At 70.8% G+C, this 20,905-nt stretch carries 22 protein-coding genes, 1 tRNA gene and 1 riboswitch; of the genes, 6 read left to right on the top strand and 17 right to left on the bottom strand.

Translation table 11 applies throughout. The annotated features are described in order from the left end of the window. The first annotated feature begins 52 nt into the window (after nucleotides 1-52). Together E2170_RS04435 and E2170_RS04430 are read left to right on the top strand one after the other, a co-directional pair. On the top strand, nucleotides 53-667 hold the full coding sequence (locus tag E2170_RS04435) for a DUF937 domain-containing protein (RefSeq protein ID WP_132999404.1): 615 nt from the start codon (nucleotides 53-55) through the stop codon (nucleotides 665-667). A 121-nt stretch (nucleotides 668-788) separates the two neighbouring features. Then, entirely contained in the window at nucleotides 789-2,300 is a 1,512-nt protein-coding gene (locus E2170_RS04430) for a catalase (RefSeq protein WP_132999403.1), read from the top strand. Between the two features lie 96 nt (nucleotides 2,301-2,396). On the opposite strand, the gene E2170_RS04425 is transcribed toward E2170_RS04430, so the two are convergent. The 13 genes from E2170_RS04425 to moaA all read right to left on the bottom strand — a co-directional run bounded on the left by E2170_RS04425 (nucleotide 2,397) and on the right by moaA (nucleotide 11,934). Continuing rightward, the gene (locus E2170_RS04425) at nucleotides 2,397-2,813 is read right to left on the bottom strand and encodes an RNA-binding S4 domain-containing protein (protein WP_132999402.1); all 417 of its coding nucleotides are present in this window, start codon (nucleotides 2,811-2,813) and stop codon (nucleotides 2,397-2,399) included. 145 nt (nucleotides 2,814-2,958) lie between these two features. Continuing rightward, on the bottom strand, nucleotides 2,959-3,384 hold the full coding sequence (gene rplS / locus E2170_RS04420; protein ID WP_132999401.1) for a 50S ribosomal protein L19: 426 nt from the start codon (nucleotides 3,382-3,384) through the stop codon (nucleotides 2,959-2,961). Nucleotides 3,385-3,510: 126 nt separating this feature from the next. After that, a complete protein-coding gene (trmD, locus tag E2170_RS04415; RefSeq protein ID WP_132999400.1) occupies nucleotides 3,511-4,302 on the bottom strand; it encodes a tRNA (guanosine(37)-N1)-methyltransferase TrmD in 792 nt (263 codons plus the stop codon). A 3-nt stretch (nucleotides 4,303-4,305) separates the two neighbouring features. Continuing rightward, complete coding sequence (gene rimM, locus E2170_RS04410; protein ID WP_132999399.1) at nucleotides 4,306-4,818, bottom strand: ribosome maturation factor RimM; 513 nt, start codon at nucleotides 4,816-4,818, stop codon at nucleotides 4,306-4,308. A 40-nt stretch (nucleotides 4,819-4,858) separates the two neighbouring features. Beyond that, nucleotides 4,859-5,122, bottom strand: a complete 264-nt coding sequence (gene rpsP / locus E2170_RS04405; RefSeq protein WP_132999398.1) for a 30S ribosomal protein S16 — start codon at nucleotides 5,120-5,122, stop codon at nucleotides 4,859-4,861. Nucleotides 5,123-5,293: 171 nt separating this feature from the next. Beyond that, the gene (locus E2170_RS04400; protein WP_279432855.1) at nucleotides 5,294-6,073 is read right to left on the bottom strand and encodes an aminotransferase class IV; all 780 of its coding nucleotides are present in this window, start codon (nucleotides 6,071-6,073) and stop codon (nucleotides 5,294-5,296) included. 14 nt (nucleotides 6,074-6,087) lie between these two features. Further along, nucleotides 6,088-7,455 (bottom strand): signal recognition particle protein, encoded by a 1,368-nt coding sequence (ffh, locus tag E2170_RS04395; RefSeq protein WP_132999396.1) that lies wholly within the window; start codon nucleotides 7,453-7,455, stop codon nucleotides 6,088-6,090. 74 nt (nucleotides 7,456-7,529) lie between these two features. Further along, the gene (locus tag E2170_RS04390) at nucleotides 7,530-7,892 is read right to left on the bottom strand and encodes a hypothetical protein (RefSeq protein WP_132999395.1); all 363 of its coding nucleotides are present in this window, start codon (nucleotides 7,890-7,892) and stop codon (nucleotides 7,530-7,532) included. Beyond that, the gene (locus E2170_RS04385) at nucleotides 7,889-8,407 is read right to left on the bottom strand and encodes a molybdenum cofactor biosynthesis protein MoaE (RefSeq protein ID WP_132999394.1); all 519 of its coding nucleotides are present in this window, start codon (nucleotides 8,405-8,407) and stop codon (nucleotides 7,889-7,891) included. The genes E2170_RS04390 and E2170_RS04385 overlap by 4 nt, the downstream gene beginning before the upstream one ends. A 2-nt stretch (nucleotides 8,408-8,409) precedes the next feature. Then, nucleotides 8,410-8,670 carry a MoaD/ThiS family protein gene (locus tag E2170_RS04380; RefSeq protein WP_132999393.1) on the bottom strand — a complete coding sequence of 87 codons (261 nt, stop codon included), beginning with the start codon at nucleotides 8,668-8,670 and terminating at the stop codon, nucleotides 8,410-8,412. Next, on the bottom strand, nucleotides 8,667-9,935 hold the full coding sequence (locus E2170_RS04375; RefSeq protein WP_132999392.1) for a molybdopterin molybdotransferase MoeA: 1,269 nt from the start codon (nucleotides 9,933-9,935) through the stop codon (nucleotides 8,667-8,669). The genes E2170_RS04380 and E2170_RS04375 overlap by 4 nt, the downstream gene beginning before the upstream one ends. After that, nucleotides 9,932-10,930 (bottom strand): bifunctional molybdenum cofactor biosynthesis protein MoaC/MoaB, encoded by a 999-nt coding sequence (gene moaCB / locus E2170_RS04370; protein WP_132999391.1) that lies wholly within the window; start codon nucleotides 10,928-10,930, stop codon nucleotides 9,932-9,934. Before moaCB ends, E2170_RS04375 begins: the two co-directional genes overlap by 4 nt. Before the next feature lie 23 nt (nucleotides 10,931-10,953). After that, nucleotides 10,954-11,934 carry a GTP 3',8-cyclase MoaA gene (gene moaA / locus E2170_RS04365; RefSeq protein WP_132999390.1) on the bottom strand — a complete coding sequence of 327 codons (981 nt, stop codon included), beginning with the start codon at nucleotides 11,932-11,934 and terminating at the stop codon, nucleotides 10,954-10,956. Next, nucleotides 11,926-12,062, bottom strand: a riboswitch (molybdenum cofactor riboswitch). Its footprint overlaps the gene before it by 9 nt. An 87-nt stretch (nucleotides 12,063-12,149) precedes the next feature. On the opposite strand from moaA, the gene E2170_RS04360 reads away from it, so the two are divergent. Then, nucleotides 12,150-12,932, top strand: coding sequence for a cytochrome C assembly family protein (locus E2170_RS04360; protein WP_132999389.1), 783 nt, complete (start codon nucleotides 12,150-12,152; stop codon nucleotides 12,930-12,932). Nucleotides 12,933-13,009: 77 nt separating this feature from the next. Here the strand turns inward: E2170_RS04360 and radA are convergent, their stop codons facing one another. After that, nucleotides 13,010-14,389, bottom strand: coding sequence for a DNA repair protein RadA (radA, locus tag E2170_RS04355; RefSeq protein ID WP_132999388.1), 1,380 nt, complete (start codon nucleotides 14,387-14,389; stop codon nucleotides 13,010-13,012). A gap of 134 nt (nucleotides 14,390-14,523) precedes the next feature. Between radA and E2170_RS04350 the strand changes: the two genes are divergently transcribed. The 3 genes from E2170_RS04350 to E2170_RS04340 all read left to right on the top strand — a co-directional run bounded on the left by E2170_RS04350 (nucleotide 14,524) and on the right by E2170_RS04340 (nucleotide 16,520). Beyond that, nucleotides 14,524-14,599 (top strand) — tRNA-Thr (locus E2170_RS04350). A 133-nt stretch (nucleotides 14,600-14,732) separates the two neighbouring features. Further along, the gene (locus E2170_RS04345) at nucleotides 14,733-15,731 is read left to right on the top strand and encodes a Tle-like phospholipase domain-containing protein (RefSeq protein WP_132999387.1); all 999 of its coding nucleotides are present in this window, start codon (nucleotides 14,733-14,735) and stop codon (nucleotides 15,729-15,731) included. A 57-nt stretch (nucleotides 15,732-15,788) separates the two neighbouring features. Further along, on the top strand, nucleotides 15,789-16,520 hold the full coding sequence (locus tag E2170_RS04340) for an ankyrin repeat domain-containing protein (RefSeq protein ID WP_132999386.1): 732 nt from the start codon (nucleotides 15,789-15,791) through the stop codon (nucleotides 16,518-16,520). A gap of 40 nt (nucleotides 16,521-16,560) precedes the next feature. Here E2170_RS04340 and ispH read toward each other — a convergent pair whose 3' ends face one another. The 3 genes from ispH to ileS all read right to left on the bottom strand — a co-directional run bounded on the left by ispH (nucleotide 16,561) and on the right by ileS (nucleotide 20,872). Beyond that, nucleotides 16,561-17,511, bottom strand: coding sequence for a 4-hydroxy-3-methylbut-2-enyl diphosphate reductase (gene ispH / locus E2170_RS04335; protein WP_132999385.1), 951 nt, complete (start codon nucleotides 17,509-17,511; stop codon nucleotides 16,561-16,563). Between the two features lie 86 nt (nucleotides 17,512-17,597). Further along, nucleotides 17,598-18,095: a signal peptidase II gene (gene lspA, locus E2170_RS04330; RefSeq protein ID WP_132999384.1), complete on the bottom strand. Its 498-nt coding sequence runs from the start codon at nucleotides 18,093-18,095 to the stop codon at nucleotides 17,598-17,600. Then, nucleotides 18,086-20,872, bottom strand: coding sequence for an isoleucine--tRNA ligase (gene ileS, locus E2170_RS04325; protein ID WP_243708101.1), 2,787 nt, complete (start codon nucleotides 20,870-20,872; stop codon nucleotides 18,086-18,088). Before ileS ends, lspA begins: the two co-directional genes overlap by 10 nt. Between the last annotated feature and the right edge of the window lie 33 nt (nucleotides 20,873-20,905).

Genomic DNA, 20,905 nt, shown 5'->3' with positions numbered 1-20,905 from the left:
CCGCCGTCGGGCGCGCGTACCATCGGGAGTCCCGAAGACCGGAGTCCCCGACATGGCCACGCTCACCGAAGACCTTGCCGCCCAGCTCCAGGGCGCGCCCACCAGCCAATTCGCCCAGCAGCTCGGCATCAGCCAGGAGCAGTCCTCGGCCGCGATCAGCGCTGCCCTGCCGCTGCTCATGGGTGCGCTCGGCAGGAACGCCAGCCAGCCGCAGGGCGCGCAGGCGCTGTTCGGCGCGCTGCAGAAGGACCATGCCGGCGTCGACATCGGCAGCGTGCTGGGCGCGGTGCTCGGCGGTGGCGGCCAGACCCGCCAGGCCGACGGTGCCGGCATCCTCGGCCACATCTTCGGCGGCCAGCAGGCGCGCGCGGAAACCGGCGTGGCCCAGGCCACCGGCCTTGGCCAGGGCCAGGCCAGCCAGTTGCTGAAGATGCTGGCGCCGATCGTCATGGCCTACCTGGCCAAGCGGATGATGTCCGGCGGCGCGTCGCAGCCCGGCGGCGGCGCGCAGGCGCTGGGCGGCCTGCTCGGCCAGGAGCAGCAGCAGATCCGCCAGCAGGGCGGGCTCGGCGGCGGCCTGCTCGGCGCGGTGCTCGACCAGGACGGCGACGGCCAGCTCGGCATCGGCGACCTGATGAAGCTCGGCGGCCTGTTCGGCAAGAAGTGAGTCCGATCCGATAGAGAAACACTATCGATCGATTCCCATTATTCGATTTTACCTTTCTATCGGGCGGACATAGAGTCGATCGCAGACCCTCGTCAGCCACCTGAACCCAGGAGCCAGCGCAATGAGCAAGCCCTCCGACAACGCCCCGAAGAAGTGCCCCGTCACCCACCTGACCACCGACTTCGGTGCGCCGGTGCCGGACAACCAGAACAGCCTCACCGCAGGACCGCGCGGCCCGCTGCTGTCGCAGGACGTCTGGCTGCACGAGAAGCTCGGCAACTTCGTGCGCGAGGTGATCCCCGAGCGCCGCATGCACGCCAAGGGCTCGGGCGCCTTCGGCACCTTCACCGTCACCAACGACATCACGAAGTACACCCGCGCCGCGATCTTCTCCAAGGTCGGCAAGCAGACCGAGATGTTCGCCCGCTTCACCACCGTGGCCGGCGAACGCGGCGCGGCCGACGCCGAACGCGACATCCGCGGCTTCGCGCTGAAGTTCTACACCGAGGAAGGCAACTGGGACATGGTCGGCAACAACACGCCGGTCTTCTTCATCCGCGACCCGCGCAAGTTCCCCGACCTCAACAAGGCGGTGAAGCGCGACCCGCGCACCAACCTGCGCTCGGCCACCAACAACTGGGACTGGTGGACGCTGCTGCCCGAGGCCCTGCACCAGGTCACCATCGTGATGAGCGACCGCGGCATCCCGAAGTCCTACCGCCACATGCACGGCTTCGGCTCGCACACCTACAGCTTCTGGAACGAGAAGGGCGAGCGCTACTGGGTGAAGTTCCACTTCCGCACCCAGCAGGGCATCGAGAACCTGAGCGATGCCGAAGCGGCCGAAGCCGTCGGCAACGACCGCGAGACCCACCAGCGCGACCTGTACGAGGCGATCGAGCGCGGCGACTTCCCGAAGTGGAAGATGTACGTGCAGGTCATGCCGGAGGAAGAGGCCGAGAAGGTGCCCTACCACCCCTTCGACCTGACCAAGGTCTGGCCGAAGGGCGACTACCCGCTGACCGAGGTCGGCGAGTTCGAGCTCAACAGGAATCCGGAGAACTTCTTCGCCGACGTCGAGCAGAGCGCCTTCGCGCCGTCGAACCTGGTGCCGGGCATCGGCGCCTCGCCGGACAAGATGCTGCAATCGCGCCTGTTCAACTACGCCGACGCGCAGCGCTACCGCCTGGGCACCAACTACCAGCAGATCCCGGTGAACAAGGCGCGCTGCCCGGTCAACAGCAACCACCGCGACGGCATCGGCCGCGTCGACGGCAACTACGGCAGCCTGCCCCACTACGAGCCCAACAGCTTCAACCAGTGGCAGGAGCAGCCGCAGTTCCGCGAGCCGCCGCTGAAGATCACCGGCGACGCCGACTGGTGGAACTTCCGCGACGACGATGCCAACTACTACAAGCAGCCCGGCGACCTGTTCCGCCTGATGACCCCGGAGAAGCAGCAGCTGCTGTTCGACAACACCGCCCGCGCCATGGGCGATGCGCCGGACTTCATCAAGCGCCGCCACGTGGAGAACTGCAGCAAGGCCGATCCGGCCTACGGCGCGGGCGTCGAGGCCGCGCTGCGCAAGCTCGGCGCCTTCGCGGGCGAGGATTCGCCCAACAGCCTCGACTGAGGTCCCGACGGCGGACGGCGCAGCCTCGCCAGTTGCCTCGAACGCGGTAGTCGAAGCCGCGGTTCCATCAGGAGCCGCGGCTTTTTTCGCTCCGTCTCAGCTCGCGTCGATGTCCCCCAGCGCGCGGATCAGCCGCCGCGCGCGTTTGTCGGGGCGGTGCTCCGGCGGCCGGTAGCCGTCGCGGGCGGCGCGGCGCGCCAGGGCCGCTTCCTCGCGCGCCTTCATCGACGCATCCGATTCACGGTAGAGCTGCTGCGCGACCGGCGCCGGGCCGCGGTCGTCAGAAAGCCCCAGCACCTCGATCTCGAACACCTGCTCGCCGCGCACCACGCGCAGGGCGTCACCCACGCGCACCGTGCGCGAGGCCTTGGGCCGCTGGCCGCCGACTTCGACCTTGCCGGTGTCCACCGCCTGCTTCGCCAGCGTGCGCGTGCGGAAGAAGCGCGCGGCCCAGAGCCACACGTCGATACGGACGCCGGCCTCGCGGCCCGGTTCACCTGCCTGTTGCACCATGCGCGGATTCTAGCGCCGCCGCCCTGCCCTGCCCTTCCCGCTGCCGCGTCCCGGACGCTGTCCGCAGGCCACTCCCCGGAAACGCGAACGGCCGCCCTGGGGCGGCCGTCCGGCGGTGCGCTGCGAAGCGCGGTGCTGCGATGGCTTACTCGGCCGATTCGGCCGCGGCGGCGGCTTCGGCGGCAGCCTTGGCGCGCGCCTTGGCGTTGCCCGCCAGGTCTTCCTTGATGCGCGCCTTGCGGCCCTCGAGCTCGCGCAGGTAGTACAGCTTGCCGGCGCGGACGGCGCCACGGCGCTTGACCTCGACCGAGTCGATCGCGGCGCTGTGGTTCTGGAACACGCGCTCCACGCCATAGCCGTGGGAGATCTTGCGCACGGTGAACGAGGAGTTCAGGCCGGCGTTCTTCTTGGCGATGACCACGCCCTCGTAGGCCTGGACGCGCTCGCGGTTGCCTTCCTTGACCTTGACGTTGACGATCACGGTGTCGCCGGGGCCGAAGGCGGGGAGCTGGCGGGTGACCTGCTCGGTCTCGAAGTTCTGCAGCAGCGTGTTGAGCGAGGGCTTGTTCATGGTGGTGGTTGCCTGTTGGTAGTGCCCTGTGGGCTGTTGTAGCGCGAGTGCACGTGGACCCGCGTCTTGGCGTGGTGATAGCTAGCCGCGCATTGTAGCGCGATTTTTTCCTTGTGCGCTAGGGGCTTAGGCCGCGCCCTGCGCGCCCGCGGACGGGGGCAGGCCGGCCTCGGCCAGCGCCTCGTCCAGCAGGCGCCGGTCCGCCTTCGACAGCGTGGCGGGATCGATCAGGTCCCGGCGCCGCTGCCAGGTGCGCAGCAGGGCCTGCTGGCGGCGCCAGCGCGCGATCCCGGCGTGGTTGCCGGACAGCAGCACCGGCGGCACGGCGCCGAGTTCATGCTCGACCGGGCGGGTGTAGTGCGGGCAGTCCAGCAGCAGGCCGCCCTCCCCCTCCGCCGGCGGCTCGAAGCTGTCCTGGGCGGCGGATTCGGCGTCGTTCAGGGCGCCGGGCAGCAGCCGGGCCACGGCGTCGACCACCACCGCGGCGGCCAGTTCGCCGCCGGACAGCACGTAGTCGCCGATCGACAGTTCTTCGTCGACCTCGGCCGCCAGCAGGCGCTCGTCGACGCCCTCGTAGCGGCCGCAGAGCAGGACCAGGCGCGGCAGCGCGGCCAGTTCGCGGGCTTTCGCCTGGTCCAGCGGCCGCCCCTGTGGGCTCATGTAGACCACGCGCGCCGGCGCCGGATCGGCGGCACGGGCCGCGGCCAGGGCCGCGCGCAGCGGGTCGATCAGCATCACCATGCCGGGGCCGCCGCCGAAGGGGCGGTCGTCGACGCGGCGGTAGTTGCCCTCGGCATAGTCGCGCGGGTTCCAGCCGGTGAGCGACAGCAGGCCGCGCTCGGCGGCGCGCCCGACCACGCCGTGGCCGGCGACCTGGGCCACGAAATCGGGGAACAGGCTGACGATGTCGAAGCGCATCGCCTAGAACTCCGGATCCCAGTCGACCGTGACCAGGCCGGCCTCGAAGTCGACCGAGACCACGTAGTCCGGGGTCACGAAGGGAATCATCCGCTCGCGGTCGCCGCGCGCGACCAGCACGTCGTTGGCACCGGTGGAAAACAGGTGCGAAACGGTGCCGAAGTCGACGCCCTCGACGTTGGCCACGCGCAGGCCTTCCAGGTCGACCCAGTAGTACTCGCCCGGGGCCGGCGGCGGCAGCGCCGAACGCGGGACCCAGACCTCGGTGCCGCGCATGGCCTCGGCGGCGTCGCGGTCCTCGATGCCCTCGATCGTCGCCACCAGGCCCTTGCCGCCCTCGCGGCCGCGCGCGCCCGAAAGCTCGCGCTCCCGGCCCTGCGCGTCGCGCAGGATCCAGGGCTGGTAGCGGAAGATGGCCCGTGCCGGGTCGGTGAAGGATTCGAGCTTCAGCTCGCCACGCACGCCAAAGGCGCCGTGGACCCTGCCCAGCAGGATGCGGCGCCCTTGGGTGTCCATGATGCGGGATGCGGCCGCGCGCGGAGGCGCGGCCCGGGCATCAGGCGGCGGTGGCCGCTGCGGTCTTGGCCGCTTCCTTGTACAGGTTGCGGACCTTGTCGGTCAGCTGCGCGCCCTGCGAGACCCAGTGGTCGACGCGGGCGGTGTCCAGCACCACGCGCTGCTCGGCGCCCTGGGCGACGGGGTTGTAGTAACCCACGCGCTCGATGTTGCGACCGTCGCGCGCGCTGCGCGAGTCGGTGACGATGATGTGGTAGAAGGGGCGCTTCTTGGCGCCGCCGCGGGTGAGGCGGATCTTGACCATGGTGCTTTCTCGTGTTGCCCAGTCGCCAGGATGGCGAGGTAAGCCGGGAATTGTAGCCAAGATCCGGGGGCTGCGATACCCCGGGGTACCTATTTCCCCGGAAAACTGTACCCACGGGTACATCTTCCCCCGCCCCTGCCACCCGCCCGGGCCCGCGCGAGCCCCGCCGCTTCAGGGTCGCTGCCAGGGGCGGGCGGCGAGCAGCTCCCGCAGCAGGGCGCCGAAGCCGCCGTCTCCTTCGAAGGCACGGCCGTCGACTGATGCGACCGCCTGGATACCGCGCGAGTTGAGTGCGAAAGCGGCGCGGAAAGCGTCGAGCGCGTCGAGTCGCACCGCTTCCCTGCGCTGTGGCACTCCGGCCCTCGCCAGCGCCTCCTGCAGCAGCCGCTGGGTCACGCCGTCCAGGGATGGTGCATCCGGCCAGACGAGCCCGTCCCCGTGCAGGAAGGCGATGTTCCAGAACGTCCCTTCGGCGATGCGCCCGTCGGCGTCGACCAGCAAGGCATCGTCGAAGCCCGCCGCCTGTGCGGCGCGGCGCGCTTCCAGCTGTGGGCCGATGGCCAGGTGCTTCAGGGTCGCGCGTTCGCGAAGCCCTCGATGGCTGCACAGCCGCAGGGCCGCGGCACCGGGCTCGCGCGGAGGCTCGATATCGATACCGGCATCGATCACCACGCCAGTGCCGCCGACCGGCCCGGCGCGCACCGCAACCCGCAGCGTGCAGGCTTCGGCGTGGCCGCCATCCGCGTCCAGCACCTGCCGCAGACGCGCGCGCAGCGCGCCTTCGTCGAGGCTCGCGCCAAACAGTTCCATCGTGGCATCGCACAGCCGCGCAAGGTGCAGGTCCAGGCCCTGGACCGCGCCGCCGCGCACCTGCATCGTGGTGAAGTGGCCGGCCGCCGCAGGGGCGTCACCGGCAGCAGCGGTATCGACTGGCGGACGCGTTCCGGCCACGCCAGCAGCGACGCTCAGCGGAACGGCATCGCGCCGCGCCCGCCCATCATCCCCTGCAGGCCGCGCATCATGCCCTTCATGCCGCCGCGGCCCAGCTTGCCCATCATCTTTTCCATCTGCTGGTACTGCTTCATCAGCTTGTTGACATCGGCGGGCGTCACGCCGGAACCGGCGGCGATGCGCTTGCGGCGCGAGCCGTTGAGCAGCGCCGGGTTGCGGCGCTCCTTCTTCGTCATCGAGTTGATGATCGCGACCATGCGCGGCACTTCCTTGCCGGTGACCTGGTTCTTCACCGCGTCGGGGATCTGGCCCATGCCCGGCAGCTTGTCCATCAGGCCGTGGATGCCGCCCATGCCCTGCATCTGCTCGAGCTGGTCGCGCATGTCGTTCAAGTCGAACTTCTTGCCCTTGGCGACCTTCTCGGCAAGCTTCTGCGCCTTGTCCTTGTCGACCTGGCTTTCCACCTGCTCGACCAGCGACAGCACGTCGCCCATGTCGAGGATGCGGCTGGCGATGCGGTCGGGATGGAAGACGTCCAGGCCGTCGACCTTCTCGCCGGTGCCGATGAACTTGATCGGGCGGCCGGTGATGTAGCGCACGCTCAGCGCGGCGCCGCCGCGGGCGTCGCCGTCGGTCTTGGTCAGCACCACGCCGGTCAGCGGCAGCGCCTCGCTGAACGCCTTCGCCGTGTTGGCCGCGTCCTGGCCGGTCATGGCATCGACCACGAACAGTGTCTCGACCGGGTTCACCGCGGCGTGCAGGGCCTTGATCTCGGCCATCATCGCCTCGTCGATGGCGAGGCGGCCTGCGGTATCGACCAGCAGAACATCGATGAAGGACTTCCTCGCGTCCTCGATCGCCGCGCGAACGATTTCGACCGGCTTCTGCGAGGCCTCGGAGGGGAAGAAGCGCACGTCGACCTGCTTCGCCAGCGTTTCGAGCTGGGCGATCGCGGCCGGACGGTAGACGTCGGCGCTGACCACCATCACCTTCTTCTTGCGCTTTTCCTTCAGCAGCTTCGCGAGCTTGCCGACGGTGGTGGTCTTGCCCGCGCCCTGCAGGCCGGCCATCAGCACCACGGCCGGGGCCGGCACGTTGAGGTTGAGGTCGGAAGCGGCGGCACCCATGACCGCGGTCAGTTCGTCGCGCACGACCTTGATCAGGGCCTGGCCCGGGGTCAGCGACTTCAGCACCTCCTGGCCGACCGCACGCACCTTGATGCGCTCGATCAGGGCCTGCACCACCGGCAGGGCGACGTCGGCCTCGAGCAGGGCGATGCGCACCTCGCGGGTGGCCTCGCGGATGTTCTCCTCGGTCAGCCGGCCGCGGCCGCGCAGGCGCTCGATGGTGCCGGAGAGGCGCTGGGTGAGGGACTCGAACATGCGGGGAACCTGATGCGTGGGGCTGCGGACCGGCGATTATAGCTTTCGCGCCGACCAGGGCTCCCACAGGTGGCTCAGCCCGCCTTCGGCTCCCGGCGCCGCTGTGGCGGACCGCGATGGCGCACGCTGTCGCGCACATCGACTTCGAAGGAGACTGCGAGCGTTTCGTCGCCTTGCCCCAGCGCCAGCTCCAGCGCGTCCCGGCACGGCAGCCGGTCCACGTAGTCGCGCAGGGCACCATCGGGCAGGCCGATGTGCCAGCCGTCGGGGCCGACGGCGAAAGTCGGCGCCTCGCCTTGCACGGCCCGCACGAAATGCCCGAGGACCACGCCGGGCGCACGGGTTTCGTTCGCCACCGCCTCGCCGGCCAGCAGCTGCGCTAGCTCGTCCTCGCCGATCCGCAGGCGCAGCGACTGGCCCTGCAGCTGGATCTTCATCGCGCCGCCCCGTCGCGGTGGACATCGCCGTGGTCGTGCTCGCGTTCGCCGGCGCCGTCCGTGTCATCGCTGCCGCACAGCGAGCAACCCTCGCTCCACACGCTGTCGCCGTCCTCGTAGTGCTCCTGCTTCCAGATCGGGCTGGTGTGCTTGACCCGTTCGATCAGCTCGCGGCAGGCGCGGAAGGCCTCGTCGCGGTGCGGGGTTCCGGCGGCCACCACCACCGCGAGGTCGCCCACGCCCAGGCGGCCCTTCGCATGCGCGACGTACAGGCGGACCTTCGGGCCAAAGCGGGTGTCGATGTCTTCGGCGATCGCCCGGAAGCCGTTCAGCGCCAGCGGTTCGAACATGTCGTAGCTGACGCCGGTGACCACACGCCCGTGGTTCAGGTCGCGCACGCGGCCGACGAACATGGCGATGCCGCCGAAGCCGGGGTCGGAGACGAAATCCAGCGCCGCGGCCGGATCCAGCGGGCCGTCGGCGATGTCGGTGACCGCGCAGTGGAACCGCTCCATGCTCAGCCCCCGCTCACCGGCGGCAGCACCGCCATCGGCACGCCCTCGGGCAGCGCCTCGGCGTCGCGCAGCACCGTGGTCTCGCTGGCGAAGGCCGAGGCCTTCAGCAGCTCGGGCCGGTACGCGGACCAGTGCTCGCGGGCGTAACGGTCGAGCGCCTCGCGCAGGTCGGCCACGCGCGCGCCCTCCGGCACCTCCAGCACCAGCTTCGCGCCCGGGTCATGGCTGCGGAACGCGCCGAACAGGCTCAACTCCACCTTCACTGCACCACCTCTTCGATCTTCAGGCCCTCGGCGTGGCCGGGCGCATAGACGTCGACCATGTCGCCGGCCTGGAACTGCATGGTGTCCTCGGGCAGCACGATCCAGGCGTTGGCCACCAGCAGCGGCTGCACCTTGAACGATTCCTGGCCGTGGAGGATCCGCGCGCGCAGCACGCCGCCCGCCAGCTCGACCCGCCCCTTCAGATGGAAGCGCAGCGCGGCGCGCTTGCTCCAGTCCGCGGCCAGCGGCATCCGCAGCGGCCGCTCCGGCGCCTGGCCGGTGAACGCACGCAGCGCGGCTTCGGCGAAGAAGCGCAGGCCGACGGCCGCCGACGCCGGATTGCCGGGCAGTCCGAAATACAGCTGCCCACCCGCCAGCCGCGCGAACAGCAGGGGTCGGCCGGGGCGGATCTCCACCTTGTGGAAGCGGATGTCGGCGCCGATCGAACGCAGGGCATCAGGCACGAAGTCGTGGCGGCCCATCGACACCGCGCCGGTGCTCAGCACCACGTCGGCGCCGGCGGCCAGCGTGCGCTCCAGCGCGGCGAGGAAATCGGCGGGCTCGTCGGTCACGGTCTCGCGCAGCACCAGCTCCGCACCCGCGGCGGCGACGCGCGCGGCGAGGAAGGGGCCGTTGCTGTTGCGGATCTCACCGGACGCCAGCGGTCGCCTGGGGTCATCGACCAGTTCGCGGCCGGTGTTGAGCACGGCGACCTTCGGCCGGCGCCGCACCGCCACGCGGTCGACGCCCAGCGAGGACAGCACCATCACCGCCGCGGAATCCACCACCGTGCCGGCGCGCAGCACGGTCGTGCCGCTTTCGACGTCCTGGCCGCGCAGGCGGACGTTGTCGCCCGGCTTCACGTCCGCGGTCAGGCGGATGCGGCTCGGCCGACCGGCGTCGTCGCGCCCGATCACCTCGATGCGCTCCACCGGCACCACGCTGTCCAGCCCCGCGGGCATGCGCGCGCCGGTCATGATTTCCCAGGCGCCGCCCTCGCCCGCGGCCGTCGCCTCGTCGCCCGCGACCTGGGCGCCGGCCACGTCGAATTCCGTGCCTGCCGCCACCGTCCGGCCCTCGGCGCGCAGCGCGAAGCCGTCCATCGCCGAATTGTCGAAGGGCGGCAGGTCGACGTCCGCCACCACCGCTTCGGCCAGCACCAGGCCGGCGGCTTCGGCCAGCGGACGGTAATCGATCGCGAAGGGCGCGGCCTCGCGCAGGACGATCGACAGCGCCTCCTTGCAGCTGACGGCCTGCCCGCTCATGGATGCCCTCCCCCGTCGACCATCGCCAGCGCATGCGCCAGCACCGGGGCCAGGATGTCCATGCCCTGCTTCACCGCGCGCTGGCTACCCGGCAGGGCGAACACCAGCATCCCGCCCACCTGCACCACCTCGGCGCGGCTCAGCCAGGCCAGCGGCGTGTGCTTCGCGCTTTCGCTGCGGAACATCTCGGCCAGGCCCTGCACGCCGCGGTCGGCGACCGATCGCAGGGCCTCGGGCGTGGCGTCGTTCGGGCCCAGGCCGGTGCCGCCGGTGCACAGGGCGATGCGCACGCCCTGCCCCGCCAGCGCGCGCAGGCGGCCGGCCAGCGGCTCGACGCCATCGGGCAGCACTTCGGCCTCGGCCACGCGCGCACCGAGGCGACGCAGGCCTTCGACCAGCAGCGGGCCCGAGCGGTCTTCGTACTCGCCGCGGCTGGCGCGATCGCTGAGCGTGAGCACCGCGCAGGGCACCTCGTCCAGGCGCGCGATGTCGCGCGGCCGGTAGTGCGCCAGCTCATCGTCATCCATGCCGTCGGGATGCAGCCACAGGCCGCTCTTGCCGCCTTCCTTGAACAGCAGGCGGATGCCATCGATGCCCAGCGCGGGCTCGACCGGCTTGGTCAGGTCGTACAGCGTCAGCAGCGCCGCGTTGGCGCCGGCCAGCGCCTCCATCTCGACGCCGGTGCGCGCCTCGGTGGCGCATTCGCAGTAGACGCGGATGGCGTTGCGCTCCGGCACCGGCACGCAGCGCACCTGCACCAGCTCCAGCGGCAGCGGGTGGCACAGCGGCATCAGCGCCGAGGCCATCTTCGCGCCCTGCAGGCCGGCGACCTCGGCCATCACCAAGGCGTCGCCCTTGGGCAGGCGGCGCTCGACGATCATCGGGAAGGCGGTGGCGCCGGCCAGCAGTTCGCCCACGGCCACTGCGCGGCGGCGGGTCGGGCGCTTGTTGCGGATGTCGGCCATGTGGAAGGCGGCCGAGCGTTCGTTGGTCATTGCGTGGCTCAACTTCGTGTCGTTCATCCGCCGATCGAGGCCAGGTGCGGGGTGAGGCCGGTCTCGCCCTGGTGCAGGCCGTGGCCGGCGGCTTTCAGCCCGAGCTGGGTGCTGATGCGCGCGACCAGGGCGTCGAAGTCGTCGTCGGACTGCAGCAGCTCGCGCAGGCCGATGCCGAAGTCGCCGAACAGGCACAGGCGCAGGTCGCCGCGCGCGGTCACGCGCAGGCGGTTGCAGCCGGCACAGAAGTCCTTCGAGTACGGTGCGATGACGCCGATGCGACCGCGGTAGCCGGGGTGCGAGTATTCGCGCGCCGGACCGGCATCAGGCGCGCGCGCGCGCAGCCGCCAGCCGGCTTCGACCAGTTGCTCCTCCAGCGCGTCGGCGCGCAGGTGGTGGCGCTCGAAGAACTCGCGGTTGTCGCCGGTGCGCATCAGTTCGATGAAACGGATGGCGACGTCGCGTTCGCGCAGGTAGTCGAACCACGCCGGCAACTCGTCGTCGTTGCGGCCGCGCAGCAGCACGGCGTTGAGCTTGACCGAGTCGAAGCCCAGGCCCAGCGCCATCTCCACGCCTTCGGTGACCTCGGCGAAGCGGTCGTGTCCGGTGAACGTGCGGAAGCGCTCCGGGTCCAGGGTGTCCAGGCTGACGTTGAGCGCGGTCAGTCCGGCTTCGCGCCAGGCGCGGATGTGGCGCGGCAGCAGGGTGCCGTTGGTGGTGATGGCGACCTTGCGTACCCCGGGCACCGCCGACACCGCGGCGATGATCGGCACCAGGTCCTTGCGCACGCTGGGCTCGCCGCCGGTCAGGCGGATCTTGCTCATGCCCAGCGCGGCGAAGGCCCGCACCAGGCGCTGGATTTCCTCGAGCACGAGGAAGGTCGGCCGCCCGTCCGGGTGATAGCCGTCGGGCAGGCAATAGCTGCAGCGGTAGTTGCAGGCCTCCGTCAGGGACAGCCGCAGGTAGGGGAACGACCTTCCGAACCGGTCGACCAGGGACGCCATCGATGTGCTCCATTCCGATACAGGGAAGCCGGCCCGTTTCCAGTCCGACCCGGTGGCCCGCGAAGGCCACGGCCCGGTGGCCATATCCCTGGGGACACAGGCAGCCGGGCTTGGAGTTCCGCGGGACCATGGCCCCGCGAATGCCCAGCATAGCCCCTGGCGTGCGGAACGTCGCCACCCGTTCAGCCAGCCCCGCGCTGTGCGACACTTCGCGGATGATTCCCGTCCTCATTTCGGTCGTGTCCTACCTCGTGGCCAGCGGCCTGCTGGTCGCCGGAATCCGCCGCGACCGGCGTGCCCCGGCCTGGCTGTTCGCGGCTTGCGTCGGGATGCTGGCGCACGCCCTGGAGCACTCCCTGGTCTGGCGCAGCCTCGGCGGCGCGGACATGCATTTCTTCGCCGCGATCTCGCTGGTGACCCTGGGCATGGCGGTACTGACCACCGTGGTCGGCGCGCGCGGACGCATGGCCACGCTGGGCGTGCTGGTCTACCCGATTGCCGCCGCGGCGCTGCTGGGCAGCCACCTGTACGGCCACCGCCCGCCGGAGCCGCTGGACTGGCGCCTGCAGCTGCACGCCTGGCTGGCCCTGCTGGCCTACGCCACGCTGGCGGTGGCGGCGCTGCTGGCGGTGATGCTGTGGCTGCAGGAGCGCGCCCTCAGCCGCCGCGAGGTCCACGGCTGGCTGCGCGCCCTGCCGCCGCTGGTCGAGCTGGAGACGCTGCTCTTCCGCACCATCGCCACCGGCTTCGTCCTGCTCAGCGCCACCCTGCTCACCGGCCTGCTCTTCGTCGAGGACCTGCTGGCCCAGCACCTGGTGCACAAGACCGTGCTCAGCCTGCTGTCCTGGCTGGTGTTCGGCGTGCTGCTGCTGGGTCGCTGGCGCCAGGGCTGGCGCGGGCGCACGGCGGTGCACTGGACGCTGGCGGCGATGGTGCTGCTGGTGCTGGCCTTCTTCGGCAGCAAGTTCGTGCTGGAACTGGTACTGCAGCGGGGTTAGTGCTCCACGAGCAAGGGAACTGTGGGAGCGGCTACAGCCGCGATCGAATTACCCGCCAATCGCGGCTGTAGCCGCTCCTACACGGCGGCATCGATGGCGTCGGCGAGGCGCTCGACCGCCACCACTTCCAGGCCCTTGTAGGCACCCGACTTCGGCGCGTTCGCCTTCGGCACGATCGCGCGCCTGAAGCCGTGGGTCGCTGCCTCCTTCAGCCGCTCCTCGCCGTTGGGCACCGGGCGGATCTCGCCCGACAGCCCGACCTCGCCGAAGGCCACGGTCTTCTCCGCCAGCGGCCGGTCCTGCAGCGAGGACAGCACCGACAGAAGCACCGGCAGGTCGACCGCGGTCTCCTGCACGCGGATGCCACCGACCACGTTCACGAACACGTCCTGGTCGCCGACAGCGATGCCGCCGTGGCGGTGCAGCACCGCCAGCAGCATCGCCAGCCGGTTCTGCTCCATGCCCACGGCCACGCGCCGCGGATTGGATAGCGGCGACGAGTCCACCAGCGCCTGCACCTCGACCAGCAGCGGCCGGGTGCCCTCGCGGGTCACCATCACGCAGCTGCCGGGCTGGCGGGTGGCGCCTGAAAGGAAGATCGCCGAAGGGTTGGGCACTTCCTTCAGTCCCTTCTCGCCCATCGCGAACACGCCCAGCTCGTTGACCGCGCCGAAGCGGTTCTTGAAGGCGCGCAGCACGCGGAAGCGGCTGCCTGAATCGCCTTCGAAGTACAGCACCGCATCGACCATGTGCTCGAGCACGCGCGGGCCGGCGATGCCGCCCTCCTTGGTGACGTGGCCGACCAGGAACACCGCGGTACCGGTCTCCTTGGCGTAGCGCACCAGGCGCGCGGCGGACTCGCGCACCTGGCTGACCGAGCCCGGGGCCGCGGTCAAGGTCTCCGTCCACAGCGTCTGCACCGAGTCGGCGACGATCAGCTTCGGCTTCAGCTTCGAGGCGTGGCCGAGGATGTGCTCGACGCAGGTCTCGGCCAGGGCGTTGACGCCGTCCAGCGGCAACCCGAGGCGGTGGCCACGCCCGGCGACCTGCGCCAGCGATTCCTCGCCGGTGACGTACAGGCCCGGCAGGGTCGCCGACAGGCTGGCCACCGCCTGCAGCAGCAGGGTCGACTTGCCGATGCCCGGGTCGCCGCCGACCAGCACCACCGCGCCTTCGACCAGGCCGCCGCCGAGCACGCGATCGAATTCGCCGATGCCGGTGGATACGCGCAGTTCGTCGGCCTGGCTGACTTCCGCAAGCGGGGTGACCTTCGGCGCCTCGGTCTTGCCCGCCCAGCCGCCGCGGCGCGCGGGCGCAGCGGCCTTCGCCGAGGCGGCACTCTCCAGCACGATCTCCGACACCGTGTCCCAGGCCCCGCAAGCACCGCACTGGCCCTGCCACTTGCTGAAATCGGCGCCGCATTCGTTGCAGACGTAGGCGGTACGGGCCTTGGCCATGGGGGATCCGGTTGCGGGTGAGGCGGCAGGATAGCCGTCGGCGGTCGCGCCGGACGAGACGCGGTGGCGAGCCGACGGGTCGGGGGATTCCGTTTTGACCCGGACGCGGGCACGCCCCTACAATGTACGGCCCTGCCGGAATAGCTCAGTTGGTAGAGCGGCGCATTCGTAATGCGTAGGTCGTAGGTTCGATTCCTATTTCCGGCACCAGGAAGCAAACCCCGGGAAGCCCGTCTTCCCGGGGTTTTTTCTTGTCCAGACGCCAGTACTCGGGTCAGCCCCAGCTGTCACGCGCATCCGGGGAGCGCTAGGTTCAGGCCAATCCTGCGAAGAGACCCCGGCCATGAGCATCGACGGCATCCGCGGCAGCCAGATCGACCCCAGCGCGTACCGGCCCGCCGATGCGGCCAGCAAGGACGCCGCCGCGACCTCTCCACTGCCCACCGGCCCCTACCGGATGGAGCCGTCGTGGAACCCGGCACTGGCCGGGCTCCTGTCCACTCTTCCTGCCCTGGGCAATGCCGGCGGCGGCAACGCGGCCAACTCGGTCGATTTCGATGCCCAGGTCCGCGGTCAGGACGCGAAGGCCATCGACCTGGAGATGATGGAGATCTCGGCCGCTGTCTACGACCCGGCGGTCACCGAGGTCGGCGACTGGACCCGCCTCACCGACGAACAGCTGCTGGAGGCCGGCATCGATCCCTCGATGCTCGAGAACCCGGACACCGGCTTCCGCGCCGGCATCTACACCGACGGCGAGGGCCGCCATGTCCTCGCCTTCGCCGGCAGCAACGAGCTGCAGGACTGGACCGGACCCAACTTCCAGCAGGGCGTGGGCTGGTCGAACGAGCAGTACGACCAGGCCGTCGAGCTGGCCCAACTGGCCGACACCGCCTTTGGCGACTCGCTGGTGATCACCGGCCACTCGCTGGGCGGCGGCCTGGCCGCCACGGCCTCGCTGGCCACCGGCAACGCCGCGGTGACCTTCAACGCCTCGGGCGTGCACGACAACACCATGGAGCGCCTGGGCCTCGACCCCGACACCGCCAAGGCCGATGCCGCCGACGGGCAGATCCGCCGCTACAACATCTCCGGCGACCCGCTGACCGCGGCGCAGGAAGACACCTGGGGCACGCGCACGCTGATGCCGGACGCACCGGGCCACGAGATCAACCTCGACGACCCCTATCCGCCGATCGAGGGTCCGGAGTTCACCTGGAACCCGATCGAGATGGGCAAGCGCATCTACGAGCATGGCGAGGCGAAGCTGCAGCGTGCCGGCGACCTGCATGGACAGCAGGGCGTGCTGGACGCGCTCCGCCAGCAGCAGCCCTGGAACTGACCGCTACGCCCGGCATCACGCCGTGGCGGCAACGCGCCGCGTGACATAATCGCCCCGATGCGCAAGCCCGCGACCCTCCTGCTGCTTGCACTGGTGTTCGCGGGCGCCGCCTGCCAAGGACATGCGATGGATGCCAGCAAGGCCTTTCCCGACCCCGCGGTCGCCGCGCTGGCGCAGGCCGCCGCCGACGGCGACAAGTCGGCCGTGCACGAACGCGCCGCGGCCGGTGCCGACGCGAACGCACGCGGCGCCGACCAGGTCACGCCGCTGCAGTTCGCGATGCTGGCGCAGAGCAAGGACGGCGTCGAAGCACTGATGGAAGCCGGCGCCGACGCCTCGGTTCCGGGACTGGCAGGCCGCACCGCCGTGCACAGCGCCGCGATCGCCGATGACCCCGGTTACCTGCGGATCCTGCTCGACCACCGCGCCGACCCCGACGCCCGCCACGGCCAGACCGGCGGCACCGCGCTGGCCGACGCCGCCGGGCCGCGCACCGACGCCCAGTTCCGGATGCTGCTCGACGCCGGTGCTGACCCGTCGATCGCCGACCGCACCGGCAACACCCCGCTGCACAAGGCGGCGATGATCAACGCCGGCGCCCACGTGCTGCAGCTGCTCGAACGCGGCGCGCCGGCCTCGGCCAAGAACGCGCAGGACGCGACGTTCCAGGCCTACTACTACAAGCTGCCGGCCGCGAAGCTGAGCGAAAAGGCGCGCGGCGAGCGCGCCGCGGTCACTGCCTGGCTGGAAGCCAACGGCGTGCCGCTGGAAGCCGGCGCCGCGGACTGACCCGCCTCCGGGTCGCGCTCGCCCGCGCGGGACCGGGCCCTCAGTCGACCAGTTGCAGCCGCAGTTCCTTGGGCAGGGCGAACACCATGCTCTCCGGCTCGCCGGACAGCTCGCGCACGCCGGCCGCGCCCAGTTCGCGCAGCCGCGCCAGCACGCCTTCGACCAGCACGTCCGGCGCCGAGGCGCCGGCGGTCACGCCGACGTGGCGGCGGCCTTCCACCCAGCGCGGATCGATCTCCTCCGCGCCGTCGATGAGGTAGGCCTCGACGCCCTCGCGTTCGGCCAGCTCGCGCAGGCGGTTGGAGTTGGAGCTGTTGGGCGAACCCACCACCAGCACCAGGTCGCACTCCGCGGCAAGCTCGCGCACCGCGTCCTGGCGGTTCTGGGTGGCATAGCAGATGTCGTCGTTCTTCGGCCCCTGGATCGCCGGGAAGCGCCGGCGCAGGGCCTCGATCACGCTCCGGGTGTCGTCCACCGACAGCGTGGTCTGCGTGGTGTAGGCGAAGTTCTCCGGTTGCCCGACCTCGAGCGCCTCGACGTCCTCGACGTCCTCGACCAGATGGATCGAGCCGGTGCCACGTTCCCGGTTCCACTGCCCCATCGTGCCCTCGACCTCGGGATGGCCGGCGTGGCCGATCAGCACCACGTCGCGGCCGGCGCGGCAGTGGCGGGCGACCTCGAAGTGGACCTTGGTCACCAGCGGGCAGGTCGCGTCGAAGACCTTAAGGCCGCGGCGCTCGGCCTCGGCGCGCACCGCCTGGGACACGCCGTGGGCGCTGAAGATCACCGTGTTGCCATCGGGCACCTCGTCGAGCTCCTCGACGAAGATCGCGCCGCGCTGCTTGAGGTCGTCGACCACGTAGCGGTTGTGGACCACCTCGTGGCGCACGTAGATCGGCGCGCCCAGCGTCTCGATCGCGCGCTTGACGATCTCGATCGCGCGATCGACGCCGGCGCAGAAGCCGCGGGGGTTGGCAAGGACGATATCCATGCCGCCGATTGTACCGGCAAGACCCTGACCCGATCCCCGCAGGCGGGAGCAGGGGCTCCGGCCGCGGTGGAGGGCTCGGGTGGGCCTCAGGGGGCCTTGGACTTGCCGCCCAGGATGCCGAACAGGGCGATCCCGATGGCCCCGCCCACGATCGCGGCGTCGGCGATGTTGAACGCAGGCCAGTAGTAGTCCCGCCAGTGCCACTGGATGAAGTCGATGACGTGGCCGTGCTGCAGGCGGTCGATGACGTTGCCGATGGCGCCGCCGATCACCAGCGCGAACGGCAGCGCCGTGCGCCAGTCGCCGCGCGGGGTCTTCGCCAGCCAGACCGCCAGCAGGCCGCTGATGCCGAAGGCCAGCACCGTGAAGAACCACTTCTGCCAGCCACCCGCATCGGACAGGAAGCTGAACGCGGCACCGGTGTTGTAGGTGCGGTACCAGTTCCAGAAGCCCTCGATCACCGGGATCGCGGTGTACTCCGGCAGGCTGGTGAGCACCCACTGCTTGCTGACCTGGTCCAGAACCAGCACCAGCAGCGAGACCAGCAGCCAGGGCAGCGCATTGGGGCGGGGCTTCAGAACCACTGGCGCGCCTCCCCTTCACCGTCGACGTTGGAGACGCAGCGGCCGCACAGCTGCGGATGCGCTTCGGTCGTGCCGACGTCGCCACGGCGCTGCCAGCAGCGCACGCACTTGGGCTTGTCGGTGGGCACCGCCGACACCGTGATCGCCTCGGCGCCGTCGTCGGCCACCAGCGACACGTCGCCGCTGATGAAGAAGAAGCGCAGCTCGTCGAACAGGCCCGACAGCCAGTTCTGGTCGGCCACGCCGCAGGCGAGCGTGATCTCGGCGTCCAGCGCGGCGCCGATCTCGCCGCCGGCGCGCATCGGCTCCAGCACCTTGGCCACCTGCTCGCGCAGGCGCAGCAGGTCGTCGAACTCGCGCGCGGACAGCGGCGCGCCCTCGGGCAGCGGCGCCAGGCCGTCATGCCAGGTGGCGAACAGCACGTTGTCTTCGCGCGCGCCGGGCAGGTAGCCCCACATCTCGTCGGCGGTGAAGGCCAGGACCGGCGCGATCCAGCGCACGAAGGCCTCGGCCAGGTGGTACATCGCCGTCTGCGCGCTGCGCCGGCCGCGCGAATCCTCGCGCATGGTGTACAGGCGGTCCTTGGTCACGTCCAGGTACAGCGAGCCCAGGTCGACGCTGCAGAAGTTCATCAAGAGCTGCACCACCTCGGCGAAGTCGTAGCGCGCGTAGGCATCGGTGATCTTCTGCTGCAGCTCGTGCCCGCGGTGCACGATCCAGCGGTCCAGCGCGACCATGTCCTCCGGCGCCACCTGGTGCACGGCCGGGTCGAAGCCGTGCAGGTTGCCGAGCAGGAAGCGCGCGGTGTTGCGGATGCGGCGGTAGGCGTCGGCGTTGCGCTTGAGGATCTCCTTCGACAGCGACATCTCGTTGCTGTAGTCGGCGCTGGCGATCCACAGGCGCAGGATGTCCGCGCCCAGGGTCTTCATGATCTCCTGCGGCTCGATGCCGTTGCCCAGCGACTTCGACATCTTGCGGCCGTGCTCGTCCACGGTGAAACCGTGGGTCAGGCACTGCCGGTACGGCGCCGCCCGGTCCATCGCCACGCCGGTCAGCAGCGAGGACTGGAACCAGCCGCGGTGCTGGTCGGAGCCTTCCAGATACAGGTCGGCGGGCTTGCCCAGGCCGCGCGCGGCGAGCACGCACTCGTGGGTGACGCCGGAGTCGAACCAGACGTCGAGGATGTCGGTGACCTTGTCGTACTGCGGAGCCTCGTCGCCCAGCAGCTCGGCCGGGTCGAGCTCGTGCCAGGCATCGATGCCACCCTGCTCCACCCGGTCGGCGGCGGCACGCATCAGTTCACTGGAGCGCGGATGCGGCTCGCCGGTCTCGCGGTGCACGAACAGCGCGATCGGCACGCCCCAGGTGCGCTGGCGCGAGATCGTCCAGTCCGGGCGGCCCTCGACCATACCGGCGATGCGCGCCTCGCCCCAGCCGGGGAACCACTCCACGCCCTCGATCGCGGCCAGCGCGTCGCGGCGCAGGCCGGCCTGGTCCATGGAGATGAACCACTGCGGCGTGGCGCGGAAGGCCACCGGCGTGCGATGGCGCCAGCAGTGCGGGTAGCTGTGCTCGAGCTTCGCCAGCGCCAGCAGTGCGCCGCTGTCGCGCAGCAGCTCGACGATGGCGTCGTTGGCCTTCCAGATGTGGGTGCCGGCCAGCTCGACACCGTTCGCGGCCGGCGTCGACGGCAGGTAGACGCCGCGGCCGTCGACCGGATTGAGCTGCGCGGCGGCGTAGCGATCGACGATCCCGTACTGCTGCGCAGCCGCGAAGTCCTCCTGGCCGTGGCCGGGCGCGGTGTGCACGGCGCCAGTGCCGTCGTCGTCGGTGACGTGGCCGCCGAGGATCAGCGGGATGTCACGCTCCGCGTAAAAGGGATGCGCCAGCAGCAGGTTTTCCAGCGCCGCGCCGGTGGCGTGGCCGTGCACCACGGCATCGCCTTCGACGCCGTAGCGCGCCAGCGCGCGCTCCACCAGCGACGAGGCCAGCACCAGCCAGCGGCGGCCGCCCTCGCGCGCGGGACCTTCGACCAGCGCGTACTCGATCTCCGGGCCCAGCGACACCGCCAGCGAGGCCGGCAGCGTCCACGGCGTGGTGGTCCAGATCGGCACCGCGACCTCGACGCCCTCGGGCAGCACGGCGCCGAAGGCCCGCGCCAGGGCTTCGGAATCGCGCGCCGGATAGGCCACGTCGATCGCCGGCGAAACCTTGTCCTGGTACTCGATCTCGGCCTCGGCCAGCGCCGAGCCGCAGTCGAAGCACCAGTACACCGGCTTGGCGCCACGCAGCAGGTGGCCGTTGTCGATCACCTTCGCCAGCGCGCGCATTTCGTCGGCCTCGAACTTGGGGTCGAGCGACAGGTAGGGATCGTCCCAGTCGCCGAGCACGCCCAGGCGCTTGAAGTCCTGCCGCTGCAGCTCGACCTGGGACAGCGCGTACTCGCGACAGGCCTGGCGGAAGGCGGCGGCGTCGAGCTTGGTGCCCACGCGGCCGTGCTTCTTCTCGACCGCGATCTCGATCGGCAGGCCGTGGCAGTCCCAGCCCGGGACGTAGGGCGCATCGAAACCCGCCACCGTCTTCGAGCGGACGATGACGTCCTTCAGGATCTTGTTGACCGCGTGCCCGAGGTGGATCGCGCCGTTGGCGTACGGCGGGCCGTCGTGGAGGACGAAGCGCGGGCGCCCGGCGGCCTGCCCGCGCAGGCGCTGGTACAGCCCTTCGCCCTCCCAGCGCGCGAGCGCAGCCGGCTCGCGCTTGGGCAGGTCGCCACGCATCGGGAAGTCCGTCTGCGGCAGGAGGATGGTCGG

Source organism: Luteimonas arsenica (genome assembly GCF_004352825.1).
Classification (GTDB): Bacteria; Pseudomonadota; Gammaproteobacteria; order Xanthomonadales; family Xanthomonadaceae; genus Luteimonas; species Luteimonas arsenica.
The sequence above is the reverse complement of the archived record's forward strand: the minus strand, read 5'-3'. Positions and strand labels throughout refer to the sequence as shown.

Excerpts from the sequence above, each read along its gene's own strand:
- E2170_RS04435 (WP_132999404.1), top strand. The coding sequence starts at position 53 with ATGGCCACGCTCACCGAAGACCTTGCCGCCCAGCTCCAGGGCGCGCCC.
- E2170_RS04430 (WP_132999403.1), top strand. The coding sequence starts at position 789 with ATGAGCAAGCCCTCCGACAACGCCCCGAAGAAGTGCCCCGTCACCCAC.
- E2170_RS04425 (WP_132999402.1), bottom strand. The coding sequence starts at position 2,813 with ATGGTGCAACAGGCAGGTGAACCGGGCCGCGAGGCCGGCGTCCGTATC.
- rplS (WP_132999401.1), bottom strand. The coding sequence starts at position 3,384 with ATGAACAAGCCCTCGCTCAACACGCTGCTGCAGAACTTCGAGACCGAG.
- trmD (WP_132999400.1), bottom strand. The coding sequence starts at position 4,302 with ATGCGCTTCGACATCGTCAGCCTGTTCCCCGATTTCGTGGCCCAGGTC.
- rimM (WP_132999399.1), bottom strand. The coding sequence starts at position 4,818 with ATGGACACCCAAGGGCGCCGCATCCTGCTGGGCAGGGTCCACGGCGCC.
- rpsP (WP_132999398.1), bottom strand. The coding sequence starts at position 5,122 with ATGGTCAAGATCCGCCTCACCCGCGGCGGCGCCAAGAAGCGCCCCTTC.
- ffh (WP_132999396.1), bottom strand. The coding sequence starts at position 7,455 with ATGTTCGAGTCCCTCACCCAGCGCCTCTCCGGCACCATCGAGCGCCTG.
- E2170_RS04390 (WP_132999395.1), bottom strand. The coding sequence starts at position 7,892 with ATGAAGATCCAGCTGCAGGGCCAGTCGCTGCGCCTGCGGATCGGCGAG.
- E2170_RS04385 (WP_132999394.1), bottom strand. The coding sequence starts at position 8,407 with ATGGAGCGGTTCCACTGCGCGGTCACCGACATCGCCGACGGCCCGCTG.
- E2170_RS04375 (WP_132999392.1), bottom strand. The coding sequence starts at position 9,935 with ATGAGCGGGCAGGCCGTCAGCTGCAAGGAGGCGCTGTCGATCGTCCTG.
- moaCB (WP_132999391.1), bottom strand. The coding sequence starts at position 10,930 with ATGACCAACGAACGCTCGGCCGCCTTCCACATGGCCGACATCCGCAAC.
- moaA (WP_132999390.1), bottom strand. The coding sequence starts at position 11,934 with ATGGCGTCCCTGGTCGACCGGTTCGGAAGGTCGTTCCCCTACCTGCGG.
- E2170_RS04360 (WP_132999389.1), top strand. The coding sequence starts at position 12,150 with ATGATTCCCGTCCTCATTTCGGTCGTGTCCTACCTCGTGGCCAGCGGC.
- radA (WP_132999388.1), bottom strand. The coding sequence starts at position 14,389 with ATGGCCAAGGCCCGTACCGCCTACGTCTGCAACGAATGCGGCGCCGAT.
- E2170_RS04345 (WP_132999387.1), top strand. The coding sequence starts at position 14,733 with ATGAGCATCGACGGCATCCGCGGCAGCCAGATCGACCCCAGCGCGTAC.
- E2170_RS04340 (WP_132999386.1), top strand. The coding sequence starts at position 15,789 with ATGCGCAAGCCCGCGACCCTCCTGCTGCTTGCACTGGTGTTCGCGGGC.
- ispH (WP_132999385.1), bottom strand. The coding sequence starts at position 17,511 with ATGGATATCGTCCTTGCCAACCCCCGCGGCTTCTGCGCCGGCGTCGAT.
- ileS (WP_243708101.1), bottom strand. The coding sequence starts at position 20,872 with ATGCGTGGCGACCTGCCCAAGCGCGAGCCGGCTGCGCTCGCGCGCTGG.